The organism is Loigolactobacillus zhaoyuanensis (genome assembly GCF_003946385.1).
Classification (GTDB): Bacteria; Bacillota; Bacilli; order Lactobacillales; family Lactobacillaceae; genus Loigolactobacillus; species Loigolactobacillus zhaoyuanensis.
This window is the reverse complement of sequence record NZ_RHOE01000003.1, coordinates 60141-81704: the sequence shown is the minus strand read 5'-3', so window position 1 is coordinate 81704 and position 21564 is coordinate 60141. Positions and strand designations below refer to the sequence as shown.

At 44.4% G+C, this 21564-nt stretch carries 19 protein-coding genes; 5 read left to right on the top strand and 14 right to left on the bottom strand.

Annotated features, from left to right (window positions below; translation table 11 throughout):
- Positions 1 to 29 precede the first annotated feature (29 nt).
- Positions 30 to 266: a cytochrome b5 domain-containing protein gene (locus tag EKM76_RS01365; protein ID WP_125548878.1), complete on the bottom strand. Its 237-nt coding sequence runs from the start codon at positions 264 to 266 to the stop codon at positions 30 to 32.
- Positions 267 to 531: 265 nt separating this feature from the next.
- Between EKM76_RS01365 and EKM76_RS01360 the strand changes: the two genes are divergently transcribed.
- Positions 532 to 921 (top strand): hypothetical protein, encoded by a 390-nt coding sequence (locus tag EKM76_RS01360; RefSeq protein WP_125548877.1) that lies wholly within the window; start codon positions 532 to 534, stop codon positions 919 to 921.
- Positions 922 to 952: 31 nt separating this feature from the next.
- Positions 953 to 2122, top strand: a complete 1170-nt coding sequence (locus EKM76_RS01355) for a hydroxymethylglutaryl-CoA synthase (RefSeq protein ID WP_125548876.1) — start codon at positions 953 to 955, stop codon at positions 2120 to 2122.
- A 26-nt stretch (positions 2123 to 2148) separates the two neighbouring features.
- On the opposite strand, the gene EKM76_RS01350 is transcribed toward EKM76_RS01355, so the two are convergent.
- The 9 genes from EKM76_RS01350 to obgE form a co-directional block, all read right to left on the bottom strand.
- Entirely contained in the window at positions 2149 to 2667 is a 519-nt protein-coding gene (locus EKM76_RS01350) for an adenine phosphoribosyltransferase (protein WP_125548875.1), read from the bottom strand.
- On the bottom strand, positions 2657 to 4993 hold the full coding sequence (gene recJ, locus EKM76_RS01345; RefSeq protein ID WP_125548874.1) for a single-stranded-DNA-specific exonuclease RecJ: 2337 nt from the start codon (positions 4991 to 4993) through the stop codon (positions 2657 to 2659). Before recJ ends, EKM76_RS01350 begins: the two co-directional genes overlap by 11 nt.
- Before the next feature lie 62 nt (positions 4994 to 5055).
- Complete coding sequence (locus EKM76_RS13585; protein ID WP_225417847.1) at positions 5056 to 5427, bottom strand: LapA family protein; 372 nt, start codon at positions 5425 to 5427, stop codon at positions 5056 to 5058.
- 36 nt (positions 5428 to 5463) lie between these two features.
- A complete protein-coding gene (locus tag EKM76_RS01335) occupies positions 5464 to 6255 on the bottom strand; it encodes an SDR family NAD(P)-dependent oxidoreductase (RefSeq protein WP_125548873.1) in 792 nt (263 codons plus the stop codon).
- A gap of 71 nt (positions 6256 to 6326) precedes the next feature.
- Positions 6327 to 7259: a ribonuclease Z gene (gene rnz / locus EKM76_RS01330; protein ID WP_125548872.1), complete on the bottom strand. Its 933-nt coding sequence runs from the start codon at positions 7257 to 7259 to the stop codon at positions 6327 to 6329.
- A 270-nt stretch (positions 7260 to 7529) separates the two neighbouring features.
- Positions 7530 to 8819 carry a sensor histidine kinase gene (locus tag EKM76_RS01325; RefSeq protein WP_125548871.1) on the bottom strand — a complete coding sequence of 430 codons (1290 nt, stop codon included), beginning with the start codon at positions 8817 to 8819 and terminating at the stop codon, positions 7530 to 7532.
- Positions 8816 to 9502, bottom strand: coding sequence for a response regulator transcription factor (locus EKM76_RS01320; RefSeq protein WP_125548870.1), 687 nt, complete (start codon positions 9500 to 9502; stop codon positions 8816 to 8818). The genes EKM76_RS01325 and EKM76_RS01320 overlap by 4 nt, the downstream gene beginning before the upstream one ends.
- 58 nt (positions 9503 to 9560) lie before the next feature.
- A complete protein-coding gene (locus EKM76_RS01315) occupies positions 9561 to 11441 on the bottom strand; it encodes an acyltransferase family protein (RefSeq protein ID WP_125548869.1) in 1881 nt (626 codons plus the stop codon).
- 32 nt (positions 11442 to 11473) lie between these two features.
- Positions 11474 to 12766 carry a GTPase ObgE gene (obgE, locus tag EKM76_RS01310; protein ID WP_125548868.1) on the bottom strand — a complete coding sequence of 431 codons (1293 nt, stop codon included), beginning with the start codon at positions 12764 to 12766 and terminating at the stop codon, positions 11474 to 11476.
- A gap of 669 nt (positions 12767 to 13435) precedes the next feature.
- Between obgE and EKM76_RS01305 the strand changes: the two genes are divergently transcribed.
- From EKM76_RS01305 to EKM76_RS01295, 3 genes are read left to right on the top strand one after another with little or no spacing between them, the layout of a single operon-like run.
- Positions 13436 to 14191, top strand: coding sequence for a DeoR/GlpR family DNA-binding transcription regulator (locus EKM76_RS01305; protein WP_125548886.1), 756 nt, complete (start codon positions 13436 to 13438; stop codon positions 14189 to 14191).
- Entirely contained in the window at positions 14188 to 15114 is a 927-nt protein-coding gene (gene pfkB / locus EKM76_RS01300; RefSeq protein ID WP_125548867.1) for a 1-phosphofructokinase, read from the top strand. Before EKM76_RS01305 ends, pfkB begins: the two co-directional genes overlap by 4 nt.
- Before the next feature lie 26 nt (positions 15115 to 15140).
- Positions 15141 to 17069, top strand: coding sequence for a PTS fructose transporter subunit IIABC (locus EKM76_RS01295; protein ID WP_125548866.1), 1929 nt, complete (start codon positions 15141 to 15143; stop codon positions 17067 to 17069).
- A gap of 68 nt (positions 17070 to 17137) precedes the next feature.
- Here the strand turns inward: EKM76_RS01295 and purD are convergent, their stop codons facing one another.
- Genes purD through purM form a run of 4 tightly spaced genes read right to left on the bottom strand, consistent with a single transcriptional unit; the run spans position 17138 to position 21562 of the window.
- Positions 17138 to 18391, bottom strand: a complete 1254-nt coding sequence (purD, locus tag EKM76_RS01290; protein ID WP_125548865.1) for a phosphoribosylamine--glycine ligase — start codon at positions 18389 to 18391, stop codon at positions 17138 to 17140.
- 14 nt (positions 18392 to 18405) lie between these two features.
- Positions 18406 to 19932, bottom strand: a complete 1527-nt coding sequence (purH, locus tag EKM76_RS01285; RefSeq protein WP_125548864.1) for a bifunctional phosphoribosylaminoimidazolecarboxamide formyltransferase/IMP cyclohydrolase — start codon at positions 19930 to 19932, stop codon at positions 18406 to 18408.
- Positions 19933 to 19952: 20 nt separating this feature from the next.
- Complete coding sequence (gene purN / locus EKM76_RS01280; RefSeq protein WP_125548863.1) at positions 19953 to 20531, bottom strand: phosphoribosylglycinamide formyltransferase; 579 nt, start codon at positions 20529 to 20531, stop codon at positions 19953 to 19955.
- On the bottom strand, positions 20528 to 21562 hold the full coding sequence (gene purM, locus EKM76_RS01275) for a phosphoribosylformylglycinamidine cyclo-ligase (protein ID WP_125548862.1): 1035 nt from the start codon (positions 21560 to 21562) through the stop codon (positions 20528 to 20530). The genes purN and purM overlap by 4 nt, the downstream gene beginning before the upstream one ends.
- Positions 21563 to 21564 lie beyond the last annotated feature (2 nt).

Genomic DNA, 21564 nt, shown 5'->3' with positions numbered 1-21564 from the left:
ACATAAAATTATGTGCCAACCCTTTAACTTTATTCAGTATAGTTGCCCACAACCGTCAATTTTTCTAAGACCGATTTCTTATGTGGCGCCTTAACGATCACTGCTGATAGATCTTGACCAGCAGTTTGACCATGATGTTTGCCGCCAGCCCAAGGCTTAACGTCAGTGACATCATAGACTAAACCATCGATCGCTACATAGGCTTTTTTACCGTCGCTACCATCATATTGTGCTAATTCAGCTTTAGAAAATGTTTTATCTGTCATCGAATCACTCCTCTAGATTAATTAATTTCAGTATAACACGCTTCTAAATAAACTAGTGTGAAAACGCTCGCTTTAATTTAATTAAGAACTAGCCGTCTATTATCACCTGTCTACATCCAATCTAAGCCTAAAAATTTCAGCTATTAGTTGCACTAAACCATAAATTTATTTCACAAAAAACAAATTGCATATACAAAGAATTTTCATGGCACAAAATCTCTGCTATACTAAGAATAAATTTATCTTTTACTCTGAGGTGTCAGCCGTGAAAATTTCGTTGCTCAAATTACCAGGTTTCTATGATACTTTATTTATCTTATTCCTCTTGCTCAGTTTTGCAGTATTAGGCGTTGGACATGCGTTATCATTATTTCACGTCAGTAATTATTTAGCTGCACGAACGGCATTGTTAGGTCATCTGGCGGTATTTACTTGGATCGGAATCGGTCTGCACCTTATTTCCTATCTACGTGCTTTCCGGATACCGGCAATGTTGGTGGCCAATATTGCCGGTATTGGCGCGTTCCTAATTTTTTGGCTGTTACCTTCAGTCGCTTTGGTCCCACTAATTTTATTAGCCGCTGCCATTCTACTGACTCAAAAAACAGCTAAACGCAAGACCCAATTACTACGATCCAGCAACTCGCAAGAATAAAAACTCAAGCAGACAAGGAGCTTTTCTTTAAATGAAAATTGGTATTGACCAAATCAGCTTCCATACCACACAATATTTTGTTGACATGGCTGAGCTGGCACAAGCCCGTCATGAAGATCCTAATAAATACTTGATCGGCATTGGTCAGAAAAAAATGGCGGTGATCCCGCCAACGCAGGATAGTGTCACCTTGGCTGCTAATGCCGCCGCTAAAATTCTGACACCAGAAAATCGGCAGCAGATCGACACCATTATTTTTGCTTCTGAGTCTGGTATCGATCAGTCCAAATCAGGCGCCGTTTACTTGCAAAGCTTACTTGATCTACCACGGCAAGTCCGTGCTTTTGAAGTTAAACAAGCCTGCTATTCTGCAACAGCTGCTTTGCAACTAGCTCGTGGCTATATTGCTTTGCATCCCGACAAAAAAGTGCTGATCACCGCCAGCGACATTGCCCGTTATGGTATTGGCAACGCCGGCGAACCGACTCAAGGTGGCGGCGCAGTCGCAATGATTATCAGCAAGGATCCGCGGATCTTAGCCATCGAGGAAGATAGCACGGTCTTAACTGAAAATATTATGGACTTTTGGCGACCAAACTACGCTACAGAAGCTAAAGTTGATGGCCACTATTCCGGCCATATGTACGTCGATTTCTTTAACGAAGTTTTTGATGCTTACCGAGCACAAAGCGGGATGACTTTAACTAATTTTGATGCTCTAGCTTTCCATCTGCCCTACACTAAAATGGGACTAAAAGCGCTCCGCTCAATTTTACCGCAGACCGATGAGCTTACCCAACAACGACTTAGCGCTAACTTTGAGGATTCACGCCAATATAATCAAATCGTCGGTAATTTATACACGGGCTCACTATATCTCAGTTTATTATCCTTATTAGAAAATACAAAAACGCTAACGGCAGGCGATCGGATCGGTTTATTCAGTTACGGTTCCGGTGCAGTCAGCGAATTTTACAGCGGAATTTTACAAGCCGACTTTAAACAAGCCTTGATTCCGACCCAGCACCAAAAAATGTTTGCGGCGCGGCAACAAGTCACCATCCCCACCTACGAAAAAATATTCAACCAGCAATTGCCGGTTGATGGTAGTACCGTTGAATTAGATCTTAGTCAAGACCCAGCACAATATGTTTTGGCTGGCATCACTGCTGATCAACGCCAATATCGTAAACAGTACTAAAAAAGTGTTCCCTAGGGAACACTTTTTTAGTACTGCAATAAAGCTAACATATCATAATCTTTGATTTTTTCACGACCACCAAGATCTTTTAATTCCATCAAGAAGGCCGTACCCACAACAATACCACCTAATTCTTCAACTAATTGAATTGTCGCCGCAATCGTCCCACCAGTGGCTAACAAATCGTCAGTCACTAAAACTTTTTGACCAGGTTTGATTGCATCTTTGTGCAAATATAAAGTTGATTCGCCATACTCTAAACCGTAGCTGGCTGAGACAGTTGACCGAGGTAATTTACCCTTTTTACGTGCTGGCGCAAAGCCCAAACCTAGTTTATAGGCTACGGGACAGCCTACGATAAAGCCCCGCGCTTCTGGCCCAACGATCATATCAACATCCTTGCCCTGCGCATAAGCGGCGATCTCATCAGTAGCTTGCCGGTAAGCAACGCCATCAGCCATCAATGGGGAAATATCCCGAAAAATAACGCCCTTTTCTGGAAAATCTGGCACGCTGGCAATATAATCATTTAAATCAACTGACATTCTTCTTTTCTCCTTCATCTGGCACGATCTGTGCGTTTAACCATTTTTTTAGTTCTTGATAATTACTGTAAACCAACACTTGTTCAGTGGTCATTTGCTGCTGCCGTAACTGATGACTAGGTGCGGTTTGCAAATCAGCCTTTGCTGGCTGGGCGACGCCGTTCATAACGCCATCAACTATTTTAACAAATCCTAACTCAGAAAACACCTGAATCATGAAAACAAGTGGTTCTTGCTTTAAATGCAAGTAAGTCGCTAAAGTCGCTAACTGCGTCCGCAGATTGATACCTTGGTGCGTAGTGGTAAATTTAAACAAACGACCAAATTCAGCATGTGCGGGCATCCCCGTCAAATAAACTGGATGCTGCATATAGAAAAAGGTGATCAACTTATCCACTTCCGCTTGATGTTGCTGCAGCAATGTTGTTAATTCAGCCAACGTCGCCGGTAAATCGACTAAAACTAAAGTATTAGTCGTCACCGTAAATGGTTCAGTAGCCAGTACTGCTGTAGCACCGGCTGGCAAATAAGCCCGCAATTGTTGTTGTAATTTAGCTGAGAAAAAGACGTACGTCGCTTGATACTGAAATAAATGACGGGTTAAATGGGTCGTCCGTTTATCAATGATTTCAACGCCACTAGTTGCAAAATCAGTTAACTGTAATTGTAAGGTACGGTGGCCGTGCCACTCATTTTCACCAAGTTCACCAACTACCGTCAACTGATCAGCTGCCATTAAGTCCTCAGCATATTGGCCCTTTTGAAAGGCGATCACATCTAAATTAGTGTTTTGTGTCGTTAACTTGAATTTTAAATGGGCTTGATCAGTCCCAATAGCACGCACATCGGTCACTTTTTCCGGTGTGATTGCTAATTTAGGTGCGGGATTACCAGTTCCAAATGGTGCCAGTTGCTGACAGGCGTGGAGAAAATCACTAGTAACTTCCGGAACGGTCAGCTTAAGATCAATTTTCAGATCAATGCCACCTTGGTGGCGCAGATCTACCGTATCCGCTTGAGTTTCTAAACCAGTCCTTAATGCCGCTAAATTATCTGCCGGAACCGATAAGCCCACCGCCATATGATGGCCACCAAAACTAGTCATTAAATCGCGATAGTGATCCAACACGCTAAATAAGTTAAAAGCCGGCACACTACGGCCGGAGCCTTTCACCGTATGATCTTCCAGCTCGGTCATCACCAACGTTGGTTTACCAGTCGCTTCGACCACATGGCTGGCCACGATTCCTAGCACGCCTTCATGCCAATCTTTATGCGCTAAAATTAACGTTTGTCGTTGCTGATTTTCTGGCGTTGTCGCCATTTCCATAGCCACTGCAGCAATATCTTTAACGTATTGTTGACGGCGCTCATTTTGTGTTTGCACGAATTTAGCCAATTCAGTTGCTTCATCTGGATCGAACGTGGTCAATAATTTAACCCCATCCTTCGCGTCACCTAAGCGACCCAAAGCATTCAACCGCGGCGCAATACCGAAGCCGATCGATTGTTCATCCAGCTTAGCTTGTTCAATACCCGCCACTGCACATAAAGCAGTGATTCCAGGCCGTGTCGATTGCCGTAATTGTTGTAGACCCAGACTGACTAACGCGCGATTTTCATCAGTTAAGGACACTAAATCGCCGACTGTACCGATCGCCGCCAAATCAAAGCTATCGCTAGCTGGTTCTTCCATCAATGCACTAGCGACTTTAAAAGCGATCCCAACACCAGAAAGGTCACCAAATGGATAGTGTCCTTGTGGATGGCGCGGATGAATGATTGCAAATGCAGGCGGTAATTCAGACGGTAATTCATGGTGATCAGTAACGATGACGTCAACGCCATGTTCTTGGGCGTACGCGATGGGCGCCTGACCACCGACCCCATTATCGACCGTGACGATCAATTGCGTACCAGCAGCCAGCAGCTTCTCAAAGGCAGCCTGGTGCGGACCGTAACCTTCATTAAAGCGGTTAGGAATATAAATATTCACATTGGCACCTAATGCTTCCAATGTTTCCAACATAATGCTAGTACTAGTCACACCATCAGCATCATAATCACCATAAACCGTGATCAGTTGATTAGCCTCAATAGCTTGCCGAATTCGAGCAACAGCTTTTTCCATATCAAATAATAAAAGTGGATCATGCAATTGATCCACTCCCGGATTTAAAAATTTTTCGATTGTCGTTTGTTCAGTCAAGCCACGATTGATCAATAAGCGAATGACTGCTGGCGCTAACTGACATTTTTCAGCTAGATCTTTAACCAACGCCGCTTTTGGTTGTGGCAAATATTGCCAATTAAAACGGGATTTCATTAATTCATTCACACTCCCAACCAAACTATTATAACAAAATCCCGGCCGAATGAAAGTCCTGTTTATGCTTGTGAATTCGGCGTTGTCGTCGAAGCTTGTTGCTGCAAGGCATTGATCTGATCTTCTTTTTCCGCTAATTTAGTGTTGAGTTTTGCAGTGGCAGTGGCTACCGCTTGATCAACCTGAGTTTCTTGCTGCTTTTTATCAGCCGTCAACGCCTTAACTTGGCGCCGCAAACCCAGCGCACTCATAGTTGACACTAGCACCGTCACTAACGCACCTAAAAGTAGAGACACAATGATCACAATGATCAGTGGCCACTTTGCACTACCGAAACCAAACTGAACGGTAACTGGTGCAACATTTAACACTGCAAAAATAACGATCACTAAAGCTAATAATAAGATTAAAACTAGACGCCATTGATTTTTCATCCCTATTTTCCTCCTCGACTTCATAAATATAATTCATTATTTACGATTGAATAATGGACTAGCAATCAAGTGATCAGCAATGCCGGGAGCAAACGTACGTAATTTGGCAGCTAATTCCATCGGCCACGGCGCATTGATCTCCCGCAGATCACGTTCGATACCACGAATAATTTTCTTTGCCAACCGCTCCGGATCAAGCGCAATTGCAGCAACAGCCTGTGCGTAATGATCAGTTGGATCGGCAATATGAGCAAATTCAGTTTTGATCGGTCCTGGATTGACTGTCAGTACGTGAATATTTAGTGGCCGTAATTCCATCCGTAACCCATTGGAATAAGCAATTACCGCTGCTTTGGCCGCAGCATAAACACTCGCTTTAGGCGTAACTAATTTACCAGCTTGCGAACCAATGTTAACGATCGTCCCGCGCCGTAATGCCGCCATTGTTAAGCCGATTTTTTGGGTCAATTGTATCAGGCTAACCACATCTAAGCGCATGATCTGCCTTAATTTTTCATCAGGCAGATCCAGCGCGTTTTCGAAATAACCGACGCCGGCATTATTGATCAAAACATCGACCGCACCCACCTTTTGTTGCAAAATGGGCAACAAACGATCGAGCTGGTCTGGCTGGGTCAAATCGATTCGGATCGCGTCCGCCCGTTTACCTGATATCGCCCGCGCCCGCGCCGCTACCTGCCGTAATCGATCGCCGCGCCGCGCGCATAACACCAAGTTAGCACCCCGTGCTGCCGCTGCATAAGCTAACGCAGCACCTAAACCGCCTGAAGCGCCGGTGATCAAAACTGTTTTATTTGTTAAATTCATCGGTAGCACCTCCATTTATTGATCAATTTCATCCGTTATACCGATTAATTAGGTTCAGTTCAGTGCTACGACTAATTTTTTTGTAACGGAATGATAACTTGATCAAAATCCTTCATTACGCGCGTATGTGGAAAAATTTGTCGCGCTTCTGATTGTAACTCATGCGCAGCTTTACCCACATAACGCGCCGAAATATGGGTCAATAAAAGCTGCTTTACGTTGGCCTTTTTAGCGATCTCCGCTGCCTGAGCACTAGTCGAATGATAATAATTGTAGGCGATCCGACCGTCTGCCTGGCCAAAAGTACTTTCATGAACTAAAACATCAGCGTTTTCAGCTAAGGTATAGCTGTTAGCAGTTCGCCGTGTGTCACCTAAAATTGTAACGATCCGACCCTTCTGCGCTGGTCCAATAAAGTCACTACTAGGCACCACTTCGCCATCTGCTAAAGTAACATCTTTACCCGCTTTAATTTGACCGTATTCAGGACCTGGCTTAATGCCAGCAGCTTGTAGCTTGTCAACCAGCAGTTCGCCAGTATGATCCTTTTCAATCACGCGATAGCCAAAACTAGCGATGCGATGATCCAGCTTACGACATTCAACTCGGAAGCTTTCATCTTCAAAAACCTTACCATTGTCGGCTATTTCAACAAACTTCAATGGATAAGTTAAATGGGTATCGGAAACACGTAAACTAGTTTGCACGTAATCACGCACACCCTTTGGTCCATAAATCGTTAACGGCTGGTTACCACCTTGGAACGACCGGCTACTTAGAAAGCCCGGCAACCCAAAAATATGATCACCGTGTAAATGTGTAATAAAAATTTTTTCAACTTTACGTGGTCGAATCGTCGTCCGCAAAATTTGATGCTGTGTTCCTTCGCCTACATCAAACAACCAGACCGCATTGCGTTCATCTAGTAGTTTCAGGGCAATGCTGGTCACATTACGATAACGCGCCGGCGAGCCAGCACCTGTACCAAGAAATTCTAATTCCATCAGTTCATTCATCCATTTCTATAAATTACTTTAATTAGCGAATCAATCGTGCAAGTTTACTGCGGCCAACTGGGATAAGTAGCGGTTGACCAATTCTATTTTAATTAATTTTACATCTTTTTGCGGCACAGCAACTAAATAACCGCTGTGAAATTTTGTGACACTACGCGTATCTATTTAATCAGTATTTTTGACTTTGCGCAAATAAATTTTATCCATTCCAACAAAATAAGCGCGAGACGGTTGTACATTTTGTCTCGCGCTTACTGCCTAATGCAATTCTTTCTTGATGTGCTCAATGGGAAAACTCAAGACGAAGCGCGATCCTTGAGGCTCATTTCCCAATACTTTAACTGTCCCTTGATGACTGTCGATGATCCATTTTGCAATCGCTAAGCCTAAGCCGTTACCGCCAGTTTGGCGACTACGCGACTTATCTTCGCGATAAAAACGTTCAAAAACAGCTTTACGGTTTTCTGGTGCGATCCCGATACCAGTATCCACAACTTCGACTTGCCAACGATTATTACGCACATAAGCCTTAAATCCAATTTGATCGCCGGTTTGTGTATATTTCAAGGCATTGTCCAACAGAATCACCAGTAATTGATGAATCTGCTTCTGATCAACCATTTGTGCGCCGGTTAAATCAATTTGCGCTGTAAAAGTTTTATCTTGACTGGCAGCAATTTCTGAATAAGGTGCGATCACTTGCTGTAAAAAATCAGCCATCGGGGTCGGTTGCCGTATCACTTGCGTCATATTGGAGTCCGACCGTGCTAACATCAGTAGATCGCGCGTTAGCTGATTCAACCGCCGCGTTTCCGACAAAGATAAGGCGATCGGTTCCATTTGATTAATAATTTTATCGTTGGGTTTAGTCAACAATAACTCCATTTTACTTTGAATAATAGTTAGAGGCGTTCGTAGTTCGTGAGCCGCATTGGCCACAAAATCCTGTTGTTGCTGCCATGATTTTAGAATGGGCCGCATATTCCAGCGTGATAACAAATAACTGAGCAAGATCGATAATAACCAGAAAAATAACATCGTTAAAATCAACACATTACGGAAACTTTGTACCGCTTGGTCTTCTGAATCAATATTTTGGATAATTTGCACATAACGACCGGCATACATTGTCGAGCCATTAGACGCAGGCACCTTAACTAACAACGAGCGAAATTTACTACCATCGGCCGTCGTTAGACTGACGATTTTACCTTTTTGACCACGATTTAACTTGATCCCAGTCAATAAATCATAGGTATCACCTAGCATCTGCGTATTGATCACTTTACCCTTGTTATTATAGATCAAAAAATTAATTCGGAAATCTGGTGGCGGTGAATCCTTGTGTTGTACGTGACCAGCCTTGGTTTTAAATTGGCGAAGCAGTAATTGGCTACGTTTCATTTCTAAACCTTGGTCAACATTCCGATAAATTTCGTGCTGAAACGATAGATAAACAATCGTACCCAACGACAGAAAAATAACCGCAAAGCTGATCAGTTCAGTGAGAAATAGTCGAATCTGCTGTTTATGATTAACTACTTTCATACGGTCACTTCAACCATATAGCCAACATTCCGCAGTGTTTTAATCATCGTATCAGCGTGATATGGCTTCAATTTTTTACGTAAATTACTCATATAAACTTCAACCACTGTGATACTGGTTTCTGAATCAAATCCCCACAGACGATCAAATATTTGTTCCTTAGTAATAATTGTATTTTGATTTTCAACTAAATAGACTAGTAGATCAAACTCCTTACCGTTTAGTTGAATTTCGTTGTCAGTCACCATTACACTACGATTTTGTAAATTAACGCTAATATCACCAATATCAAGAATGTTTTCTTGATAAAAGTGACCACTTCGCTTTAATAACGCTTTGATTCGGGCGATTAATTCCTCCCGATGAAATGGTTTAGTTAAATAGTCATCGGCACCAATGTTGAAGCCATGTAACTTATCGTCGATACCGTCTTTAGCCGTTAAAATCAACACTGGCGTCTCAATATGCTGCGCCCGGATCTCTTTTAAAATATCGTAACCATTTTTGCCTGGCAGCATTAAATCCAAAATGATTAAATCATAGATTCCTTGTGCAGCAGCAAATTCGCCTTCTTCGCCATCATAGACTTGAGTCACATCTAAAAAATCTGTGATAAAGTCACGGACGCTGGCAGATAGCTCGACATCATCTTCAACAAGTAACGCTTTAGCACTTTTAACCAATTTACCCACCTCATTTTTTCTAGTGGCACCAGTATAACTTGATAAACTTAAATTCAGCTTAATGCTTAAGGTGCACCAAAATCTGCTGCGCAATAAAGTCAGCGTAATGCTGCTTGCCATTTTCATTCGGATGCACTTGATCATCGTAGAACCAATCCGGATGACCGTTACTGTAATCATACCAATCGATCACCGTTAAGTTAGGCCAACGCTTGGCCGCTTGCTGCAATGAATTATTGACCGTATTTTGCCAACCACGCGTTGGAACGCGTACATTGATCCAGAAAACTTGGCGTTGTGCCCCAACGGTCCGCATTATCTCATCCAATTGCTGCTCATTAAAGGCGCCATTCGTGCCTAATCCGATCAACACCGTATTAGCTAAAACACCTTTGTTGGCGTAGCCCGTTAGAATTGCTGGACTTTCACTCACTTGGCGTCCCACTGAAGCATCAACGATCATTTGTGGAAAAATCTTTTGCAACGCATCGACACCATCCAGCATAACTGAATCACCAATGCCTACAATTGGTAATTGCTGTGCCTGCTGTGTCTGTTCAGCCGTTAAGTCACCGATTGGCGCTGTACTACTGCTAGAACTGCTAGTTGCAGCTGAATTAGCGCTTGAGCTATCACTGGGTTGTTGCTTGCGCTTTTTAGCATCAGCGATCAACTTGGCGTTACGAGTTGAGTTTGCCTTTGCATTACGCTTAATTGTGCGCGCTAAAGGTGTATTATCCGCATGGGCATGCGCTGGCGCCTTGATCGCACCAGTCAGTCCAACAACAAACACGGCCATTGCCGGCAACACCCATAATCGGCGCCAGCCAGCATGGTTCATCTGATGCCAGTGAAGATGACTTAGTGGTTTTTCTACAAAACGATAAGAAAGTTCACTGATCAAGGCAATCAAAATCAACTGAATTAAAATGTGTAACCAAGGCATTTTAGCGATATCACCGATTTGATTTTCATAAAAGATCATCACCGGAAATTGGTACAAATAAATACCATAGCTACGCCGCCCGATCCAAGTAAAAATCGGATTCGTCAACCAACGATTAACATGGGCTCCGGGATGGACCGTCACCGCCGTCAGTAAAACGATCATTAATGTGAACAACACCATACCACCACGATAAACGAATGCACTTTGCGCATTAAGTTTAAAGTACACGATGATCGTCACCACAATTGTCACCACACCAATGCTGTCGAGCAACAACCACTGTGGCCGACCGATCTTAGGCTTAAGCACACTGCTGGGCCAAATGAAAGCCAGCGCCGCACCAAATAGAACCGCAAATAAACGTGTGTCCGTGCCATAATATACACGGCTAGGATCATGACCTGGAACGTATAACCAGGCCATTAACAAGGCCGATAATAGTCCCAGCACTAATAAAAGATTAGCGATTTGATGGCGTCGCTTGATAAACAGTAGTAACCCAACAATGATCACCGGCCAGATCAGGTAAAGCTGACCTTCGATCGATAATGTCCATAAATGGGTAAATGGCGACTCATTATTAGCAAAACGATCAAAATAAGACTGACCATGCAAAATTTGCCACCAATTGTAAACATACAAAAGATTACTCCACAAAATCCCCCGTAATTGCGCTAACAGTTGCCGCTGAAATAAGGTAATATACGCTGCTGTTGAAAAGAGCATTGTAACCAATGCCGGATATAGCCGTGTGACCCGCCGTCGATAAAAAGACTTTAAGTCAATGTGGCCATTCTGATCCCACTCTTGGACTAATAAATCTGTGATCAGATACCCAGTCAGCACTAAGAAAATAACAACACCCAAAAACCCGCCCGGTACATTAAAAGGTATTAAATGATATAAAATAACACCAATCACAGCGATGGCTCGTAACCCATCGATACCAGTAATGTATCGGCTGCTTGCCAATCTTTTTTTATGTTCCATTATTTGCCACAACCTATTTCTTTAATTCCAGCCTATTCAACAAATTCAAATGTGAATTCATCGATCTGCACCAAATCACCATTAGTTGCGCCTTTTTCACGTAACGCATCATCGATCCCCATACCGCGTAATTGACGAGCGAAACGCATCACACTGTCATCGTGCTCTAAATTAGACATCTGATAGAGTCGTTCAACCTTTTGCCCAGTAATGACAAAAACGCCATCGTTGTCGCGCTTGATTTCAAACCCTGGTTGGTCAGCCTCGTAATCATAAGTTTGCTCAGTTTCATCAGCGTCGGCACTATAAAGTGGAAAAGCTGGGGTTGCTTCCAATAAGTCAGCGGTTGCCAACAATAGCTCGTTCAAGCCTTGGTGGGCAATTGCCGCCACAGGGAAAATTGGTAATGTCACTTGGGCCGCAGCCAATTGTTCTTTAAAGGTCGCCAAATTATCTGCACTATCGGGCATATCCATTTTAGTTGCCACGATAATTTGTGGTCGGTCCAACAAACTTGGATCGTACTTAGCTAATTCCGCGTTGATTTTTTCGTAATCGGTAAACGGATCTTGTTCGTCCTCACCACTCATATCAATTAAATGGAGTAATACACGAGTCCGCTCAATATGCCGTAAAAATTCGATTCCTAAACCAACCCCATTAGCGGCACCTTCAATCAAGCCTGGCATATCCGCAGCCGCAAAACTACGACCGTCCGGTAAGCTGACCATCCCTAAATTAGGTACTAATGTGGTAAAGTGATAAGCACCAATTTTAGGCTTAGCACTGGTAATAACCGACAATAAAGTTGATTTACCAACTGATGGAAAGCCGATCAAGCCAACATCCGCCAATAATTTAAGTTCTAAATTAATTTCTACTTCTACACCTGGTTCCCCGTTTTCAGAAATTTCTGGTGCTGGATTTCTAGGCGAAGCAAAATGAACGTTGCCACGACCACCGCGGCCACCTTTAGCGATCACCAGCTCTTGGCCATCTTCAGTTAGATCACCTAATAAATGATCGTCGGCCGTCCGGCGAATCGTAGTGCCAGGTGGTACGCTGATGTACGTATCTTTAGCGCCGCGGCCGGTCATACCTTTGTTCATACCATTTTCGCCACTAGGAGCTTTAAAAATTCGCTTGTAACGAAAATCCATTAAAGTACGTAAACCTTCATCGACTTTTAAGATAACACTGCCGCCGCGACCACCATCGCCGCCGGCTGGCCCACCAAGTGGGATAAATTTTTCACGCCGAAAAGCAACAACACCGTCGCCACCGCGGCCTGCTTTTGCTGTAATTCTAACTTGGTCAATAAACAAGTTAAGTTCCTCCTCTACTCCACAATAAGTGGATGCTTTTTGTTCCAAAAATCGCTAATGTTACGGTCGATATCCATTCAACTATGGCAAAAATCGCCAAGTTGAAACATGGTTCTACTCCACAATAAGTGGATGCTTTTTGTTCCAAAAATCGCTAAGTTGAAACCTGATCCTACTCCACACAGCGATACAAAAATCCAAATTTCAGTTCTGATGTTTGATTAGATGTTTTCAGCAACCTGTTTTGATCAATAATTTTTAACTGCTTTTACAACGCAGAAATTCAAGTAACTCTAGCGTAAAAGTGATGTCCTTTTACACATTCACTCATTTATAATCGCAAACTTACTTCATTAATTTCGCTACGCTCATCCTAAACTAATCACCACATAAAAGTCTAGTCACAAGTGCTGTTTGACAACAAAATAATAAATTTGAACATCCCTTAATTGTAAAGAAAAAAAGTGGTGCTGTCTATACGTTAGACAAACAAATGTGCGCTTGTTGCGTGCTCAGGTTTTAAAATTTCCTTAAAAATCTTTTTCACGATCTAACCCTGCTGTCATCGCTTTTCTATAACTTCGATTAACGGTTATGAATGAATTTGAAAGAAAACTATTGATTTTGACTGTTTTTGGTGGTAAATTAGTTTTTGCGGAGGTGTGGAAAGTGCTTACAGAAGAAAGACATCAATTTATTCTGACTCAACTGAAACAACACGACATTATTAAATTACATGATTTAATCAGTGCCACGAACGCTTCTGAATCGACTGTTCGCCGTGACTTGCAATTAATGGAAGAAGCTGGCCTGTTGATACGCGTTCATGGCGGCGCTAAACGTGTCACTGCGCTGCAAACTGAACTTGCGGTCAGTGAAAAATCCAATCAAAGCGTGACTGAAAAGGAAACATTAGCCAAATTAGCAGTTTCCTGTCTAACTGCACAAGACGTTATTTATTTAGATGCTGGCACGACCACTTTAGCAATGATCCCTTTTTTGCAGACCAGCGCTAACCTAACCGTAGTGACCAACGGCGTCAATCATGCATCCTTGTTGGCTGATTACGATATTCGCTGCTTCTTGCTTGGTGGTCGGCTAAAAAACGTGACCAAAGCAATCGTTGGTGCCGATAGCATCGCAACTTTAAAACAGTATCGTTTTAATAAAGTTTTTCTCGGTGCTAACGGGGTGCACTTGCATTATGGCTTCACCACGCCCGACCCTGACGAAGCGGCGATCAAACGGACTGCAATGGAGCAGGCTGAAATGACCATCGTATTAGCAGATCATACCAAATTTGGTCAAGTTTTTTTCACTAAATTCGGTGATTTGACTCAAGCAACGATCGTCACCGATCATTTAAATCAACACGAGCTTGATCAGTACCAACAACACACAGATATTTTGGAGGCGATCAAATGATCTACACGGTAACGGTCAATCCCTCAATTGACTATATTGTTCAACTGCCCCAGCTAACACTAGGTGCAGTCAACCGCATGAGCTACGACACCAAGTTGCCTGGTGGTAAAGGGATCAACGTATCACGAATTCTAAATCAGCTCGCAGTGCCAAACGCGGCCTGGGGCTTTCTTGGTGGCTTTACGGGTAATTTCATTCAGCAACAACTTGCTGCAGAAAAAATAACCACTGATTTCACCGAAATCCCTGCTGATACCCGGATCAATGTAAAAATCAAGGCTAACGAAGAAACTGAGATCAATGGTCAGGGCCCGACGATCACTACCGCAGCAATTGCGAATTTCAAAGCTAAATTTACGCAGTTACAAACTGGCGATATTGTGGTCATGTCTGGTAGCTTACCACCAACATTAGCTGCTAGTTTTTATCGTGACTTGATTCCTTTGATTCAAGCCCGCGGCGCAGAATTTGTGATCGACACCACTGGCCAGGCGTTATTGGACACTTTAAGCGCTCAACCATTGGTGGTTAAACCAAATCATCACGAATTGGCGGCCTTATTCAATGTTGAATTGAATAATGATGCTGCAATCGTCAAATATGGTCGTAAATTATTGGCACTCGGTGCGAAACACGTTCTAGTATCAATGGCCGGTGCTGGTGCTTTTCTAATTACCGAACAACAAGTATACAAATCAACCGCACCACAGGGAACTGTCATCAATTCAGTTGGCGCTGGTGATTCAATGATCGCCGGCTTCGTTGGCACCTTTAGCCAAACTCATGACCCCTTAAAAAGTTTTGAAACGGGTTTAGCTTGCGGCAGTGCCACTGCTTTTTCAGAAGATCTTGCCGATCAAGCTAAAATTGCGACAGTCCGGCAAACCATTCAAATCAGCCCTTATACCGATCAACTTAATTAATTTAAAATAAAAGGAGTGTCATATTCATGGATATTCGTGACCTATTACTTAAAGACGCCATGATCATGGACCTTAAGGCGACCACTAAAGCCGCTGCCATTGATGAGCTTGTACACCAATATTTCGTCAAAGGGATCATCAATGATGAAGAACTTTACAAACAAGATATTATTAAACGTGAAGCAGAATCAACCACAGGTATCGGTGACGGTATCGCAATGCCGCATGCAAAAAATAAAGCCGTTCAGCGCGCAACTGTGCTGTTTGCTAAAAGTGATGCCGGCGTTGATTTTGCTGCTTTAGACGGTCAACCAGTTCATTTATTCTTCATGATCGCCGCTCCCGAAGGCGCCAATAACACTCATTTACAGGCTTTAGCCGCTCTTTCAAGCCTGCTGATCAATCCTGATCTGGTTGCAGCCTTGAAAAAAGCGCAAACACCAGATGATGTGCAACAATTATTTGCTGATGCGCAAGCAGCTAAAGAAGCCAAAGATGCTGCTGATGAAGCAGCTGCAGCAAAACCAGCAGCAACAACGCAAAGTACTGAACGGCCATTTATTGTTGCTGTATCCGCCTGCCCGACTGGGATCGCCCATACTTATATGGCTGAAGCCGCCTTACAAAAGCAAGCTGAAGCAATGAACGTTGATATTAAAGTAGAAACAAATGGTTCCGAAGGGGTCAAACATCGCCTAACTGCTGACGATATCAAGCGTGCCGTCGGTGTTATTATCACGGCCGATAAAAAAGTCGAGATGGATCGCTTTGATGGCAAACATTTACTTAATCGCCCTGTGATCGATGGCATTAAAAAACCAGAAGAATTGATCAACGAAACTTTAGCTGAAAAAGGCTCAATTTTCCACGCAACTGGTGCAGATGGCAGTTCAAACAATGATGACGGCGAAAGCAAATCAGCTTGGAGCAAAATTTACGCTAACTTAATGAATGGTATTTCTAACATGTTACCATTCGTCGTTGGTGGTGGTATTTTAATGGCCATCTCCTTCATGGTCGAACAAACCGTTGGCGCCCACTCAACCACCTTTATCTTCTTAAACGGCATTGGTAACTGGGCCTTTAGCTTCTTGATTCCTGTTTTAGCTGCTTACATCGCCGTTTCAATTGGTGATCGGCCGGCGTTAATGCCTGGTTTTGTTGGTGGTTTCATGGCCAACACTGCCGCCGCAAGTATCGTTAAAACAACTAGTGTCGCCGGTTTCTTAGGTGGTCTAGCTGCTGGTTTCATTGCCGGCTACGTCATTGTCTTATTGAAACATTTATTCCGCAACTTGCCTAAGTCATTAGATGGCTTGAAACCAATGATCTTCTACCCGATCCTAGGCTTACTGATTGTCGGCTTCCTGATGTACTTCATTGTTGACCCTATTTTTGCGGTGATCAACCATGGTTTAACCACCTTCTTGAAGAGCATGGGCACAGGTAATGCGATCTTGTTAGGCACCGTCCTCGGGGGCATGATGTCCATCGATATGGGTGGTCCCTTCAACAAGGCCGCTTACACCTTTGCCATTGGCGTTTACACCGCAACTGGTGATGGTAAATTAATGGCTGCCGTTATGGTCGGTGGCATGGTACCACCTTTGGCCACTGCGATCGCCACAACTTTCTGGAAAAACAAATTTACCGCTGACGAACGCAAAGCTGGTATTTCTAACTACGTTTTAGGTATTTCCTTCATTACTGAAGGTGCGATTCCATTTGCCGCTTCTGACCCCTTACACGTGATCGTATCAAGTGTGATCGGCGCAGCCTTAGGCGGTGGCTTAACGCAATTGTGGCACGTTTCCGTGCCAGCGCCCCATGGTGGTTTGTGGGTAACCCCACTAGCGACTAACTGGGTCTTCTACCTCTTAGCCGTCGTCATCGGTGCAGTCGTTGCCGGGATCATCCTCGGTATCTGGCGGCCAGCATTAAAAGAAGAAAACTAATATATAAGTAAAAAGTGCTTAACAGCGACTAATTAAAGTCGTTGCTAAGCACTTTTTTGGTGTCAAAGCTAAGTTAGTGCGTGCCAACCAATGTCTGGTCGATAAGTAAACGCAGCTAGTGGCAATTGTGCCAAAACAGCATTGACTGTTTGTTGCGCCGTAGCCACGTCGTAAGCGCGGGTAGCTAAAAGAAAAACACGCCCGCCGGCACTGACTAGCTGGCCCTGCTGCAGCGCCACCCCAGCATAGTAAGTCCTCATAGCGGCTGGTAACCGGCTTAGCTCAGGCAAGGCTGCACCCTGCTGATAAGCGCCGGGATAACCGGCTGCCGCCACGACAACGCCTAAGTAAATTTGCTGATGCTGCCAAGTGGGTTGCACCGTTTTACCAGCCAGCATGTCCTGCAATAATTGATAAAAATCACTGGTCAATTGCGGCAATACCACCTGCGTTTCTGGATCACCAAAGCGCATGTTAAACTCGATCACTTTGATCCCTGTCGCCGTTAAAATCAAGCCAGCATACAAAATACCATTAAAACTGCGCTGCTGTTGCTGCATCCCAGCAACGATCGGCTGTAATACCTGCGCTAAAGCTTGCTGCGCCAGGTCAGCCGGCAAGTGCGGCAACGGGCTATACGCACCCATGCCCCCAGTATTGGGCCCACGATCGCCGGCACCAAGCGCCTTATGATCTTGAGCCAGTGGCATTGGCACAATTTGGTCACCAGCGACAAAGGCCATGCAAGAAAATTCCTCACCAACTAAAAATTCCTCAATGATCACGCTGGTGGTATCAAATTGATGCGCCTGTAGCAAGTCCTGCAACACCGTTTGTCCTTGCGCTAAGGTCGTGACAATGGTGACCCCTTTACCAGCCGCCAAGCCATTTGCTTTGATTACTTGCGGCAAGGCTTGTTGCTGCAAATACGCCCAAGCTAACGCGTAATCACTAAACTCGCGGTACGCTGCCGTAGCCACGTGTTGCTTTGCCAGTAACGCTTTGGCAAAACTTTTTGAACTCTCTAGTTCAGCGGCTGCTTGCGTTGGGCCAAAAATTGGCAATTGGCGGGCTTGAAAATAATCCACGAGCCCCTGCTGCAACGGAATTTCTGGTCCAACAAAGGTGAGGTCGATCTGCTGCTGTTGGGCAAAAGCCGCTAAGTCCGCAAACGTGGTTAAGGCCACCAATTGAACACCGTCGCCGGCCATACCTGCATTACCCGGCGCACAATAGACTTGCTCGACTTGTGGACTTAACAAAAACTGCCGACAAATAGCGTGCTCCCGACCGCCACTACCGATCACTAAAACTTTAGCCATAATTTCCTCCTAAATTAATGCCGGAAATGCCGCCGACCAGTAAGCACCATCGCCACACCAAGTTCATCCGCCTTAGTGATCGAGTCTTGATCTTTGATGCTGCCACCAGGTTGGACAATAGCGGTGATACCGTGTGCAGCCGCATAGGTAACTGAATCAGCCATGGGGAAAAAGGCATCCGACGCTAAAATGGCTTCTGTGAATTCCGGATGCTGTTTTGCGGCTTGAATGGCAATTTCTACAGAGCCAATGCGATTCATTTGCCCAGCACCGATGCCTAAAGTCTGTTCTGCGGTTGCTACCACGATTGCGTTACTTTTAACGTGCTTGGCAATAATTTGACCGAATTCTAACGCTTTTAATTGGGCTGCCGTTGGTTGCTTCTTAGTGACGACTTCAAAATCAGCGGCTGTTTCATGAACTTGGTCGGCTTCCTGACGCAAAATGCCGCCCATAACCGATACCGTTTCCAGTTCCGTTTGTTCTGCCGCGCTAATATCTAGGGTCAATAAACGTAGGTTTTTCTTCTTAGCCAAGACTGCAAATGCCGCGGGTGCAAAACTAGGCGCAATGATAATTTCCAAAAACAATTGATGCATCTTTTCCGCTGTTGCCAGATCAACTTCGCGATTTAAAACAATGATACCGCCAAAAATCGAAGTTGAATCAGCAGCAAATGCACGATCCCAAGCCTGTTCAATGTTATCTGCTAGCCCAACACCGCAGGGATTCATATGTTTGACCGCTACAACAGCTGGTTGACTGAATTCGCGGCTGATCCGCAACCCGGCGTCACAATCTTTAATATTGTTATAGGACAATTCCTTACCGTGTAGTTGCTGCGCCTGCGCAATTGAATAAGCTTCAGGAATTGCTGTTTGGTAAAAAGCAGCTTTTTGATGTGAATTTTCACCATACCGTAAGTCTTGTTTTTTCTCATAAGCTAGCGTTAACGTAGCTGGAAATTCGTCGGTGGTTAAATAATCAGCAATTAAAGCATCGTAACTGGCAGTGTGCTGAAAAACTTTAGCCGCTAAGCGCCGCCGCAAATCAGGTGTCGCTTGATCCGCTGTTATGGCCGCCAGTACAGCCGTATAATCAGCTGGATCCACGACTGGTAACACAGCAGTGAAGTTTTTAGCCGCTGAACGCAACATACTAGGGCCACCAATATCGATCTGTTCAATTGCCGCAGCTTCAGTCACATTGGCCTGCATGATCGTTTGTTTAAAGGGGTACAAGTTTACGCAGACTAAATCAATCGGCGCGATCTGTTGCTTAGCCAAAGTTGCCATATGTTCAGGATCGTCGCGCTTGGCTAATAAGGCGGCGTGGATCGCTGGATGTAACGTTTTTACCCGACCATCAAGCATTTCTGGAAAATGAGTCACTGCTTCCACTGGTGTGACCGCCACACCGGCAGCGGCTAAAACTTTTTGCGTACCACCTGTCGAAAGTATCCGGTAACCTTGTGCCACTAAGCCTTGAGCAAATTCAACTAAACCTGTTTTATCCGATACACTAAGTAATGCTGTTTTCATCACGCAAGCGCCCCTTATTTTTATTTTAACGATCTTGTTGCTAATACTTTCTCTAAACCAGCTAAATAAAGCCAGTGCTCTGTTTGATGAATTCTGGCACTTAAACTAGCCACAGTGTCTTGTGGCTGCACAGGTACTACCGCCTGCTGAATGATCGGCCCACTGTCGATCCCGGCATCAACGTAATGCACGGTCACGCCAGTTTGTTCAACGCCCGCCGCAAAGGCGTCTTCGATTCCGTGCCGACCAGGAAATTGCGGCAATAATGCTGGATGAATATTGATAATTCGTTGTGGATAAGCTTGTAAAAGCGTTGGCCCAATGATCCGCATATAGCCGGCCAAAAGAACAAGCCCCACATCAAGCTGCTGCAGTTCAGTTAAGATCGCCGTTTCAAACGCAGTCTTATCGGTAAATTGCTTGATCGACGCAGTCCATGTAGGAATATTTAATTGCTGCGCCCGCTGTAAAACATGCGCTTGTGGTTGATCACAAACTAATAACACCACTTGGACCGCCAATTTTTGTTGTTGAATACCTTCAACTAACGCCTGAAAATTACTACCATTGCCAGAAGCGAAAATTGCAATTTTTTTCATAATGCTGCCGCCACTAATTTGACTGCCGGCATGCCAGACTGAACGGTCCCAATTTGATAATTCACTTGATGTTGCTGCGCTAATTGCGCTTGAACTTGAGCTAGATTTTCTGGATGAATGGCTAGTACCATCCCAATGCCCATATTAAAAGTCGTATAAGCCGCCGTAGTGCTTAATTCACCGAGCTGGCAAAGCCATTTAAAAATCGGCGGTTGTGGCCAGCTAGCTAAATCAAGTTGTGCTTGTAAACCAGCCGGCAGCATCCGCGGCACATTGTCTAATAAACCGCCGCCAGTAATGTGCGCTGCACCCACAAGCAATTTTTGTTGCAATAAAGGTTGTAGTGCCTGAACATAAATCTGTGTTGGCGTCAGCAAAGTGTCCAACAAATTAGCGCCGCCTAATTCCGCTGGTGTATCGGTAAAATGATAGTCGCGGTCTTTAAACAATAGTTGGCGCACCAAGGAAAACCCATTGCTGTGTAAGCCGCTAGACGGTAGCCCTATTAAAATATCGCCAGCTTGAACATTATCTGGTGTCAGTAAGGCAGATTTTTCAGCAACGCCCACCGCAAATCCCGCTAAATCATAGTGGCCATTAGCGTACATATCCGGCATTTCTGCAGTTTCACCGCCAAGTAACGCCATACCACTTTGTTGGCAACCGGCAATAATACCTTGCATTAATTCTGTGACTTGTTGCGGTTCCGTCTGTGCCAGCGCTAAATAATCGAGAAAAAATAAGGGTTGCGCACCTTGCGCAACAACATCATTCACACACATTGCCACCAAATCTTGGCCAACCGTTGTTCGCCGACCACTTTCAATCGCCAGCAACAATTTGGTGCCAACGCCATCAGTTCCCGCCACTAAAACCGGCTGGTGTTGTTCCGGCAATTGATACAAGCCAGCAAAAGCACCGAGTCCACCTAACACATTCGTGCCATTTAATTTCTGCAACTGCTGTTGTAAATTGGTGACCACAGTCTCACCGGCCGCAATGTTCACGCCCGCTTTTTCATAAGCATCCATTA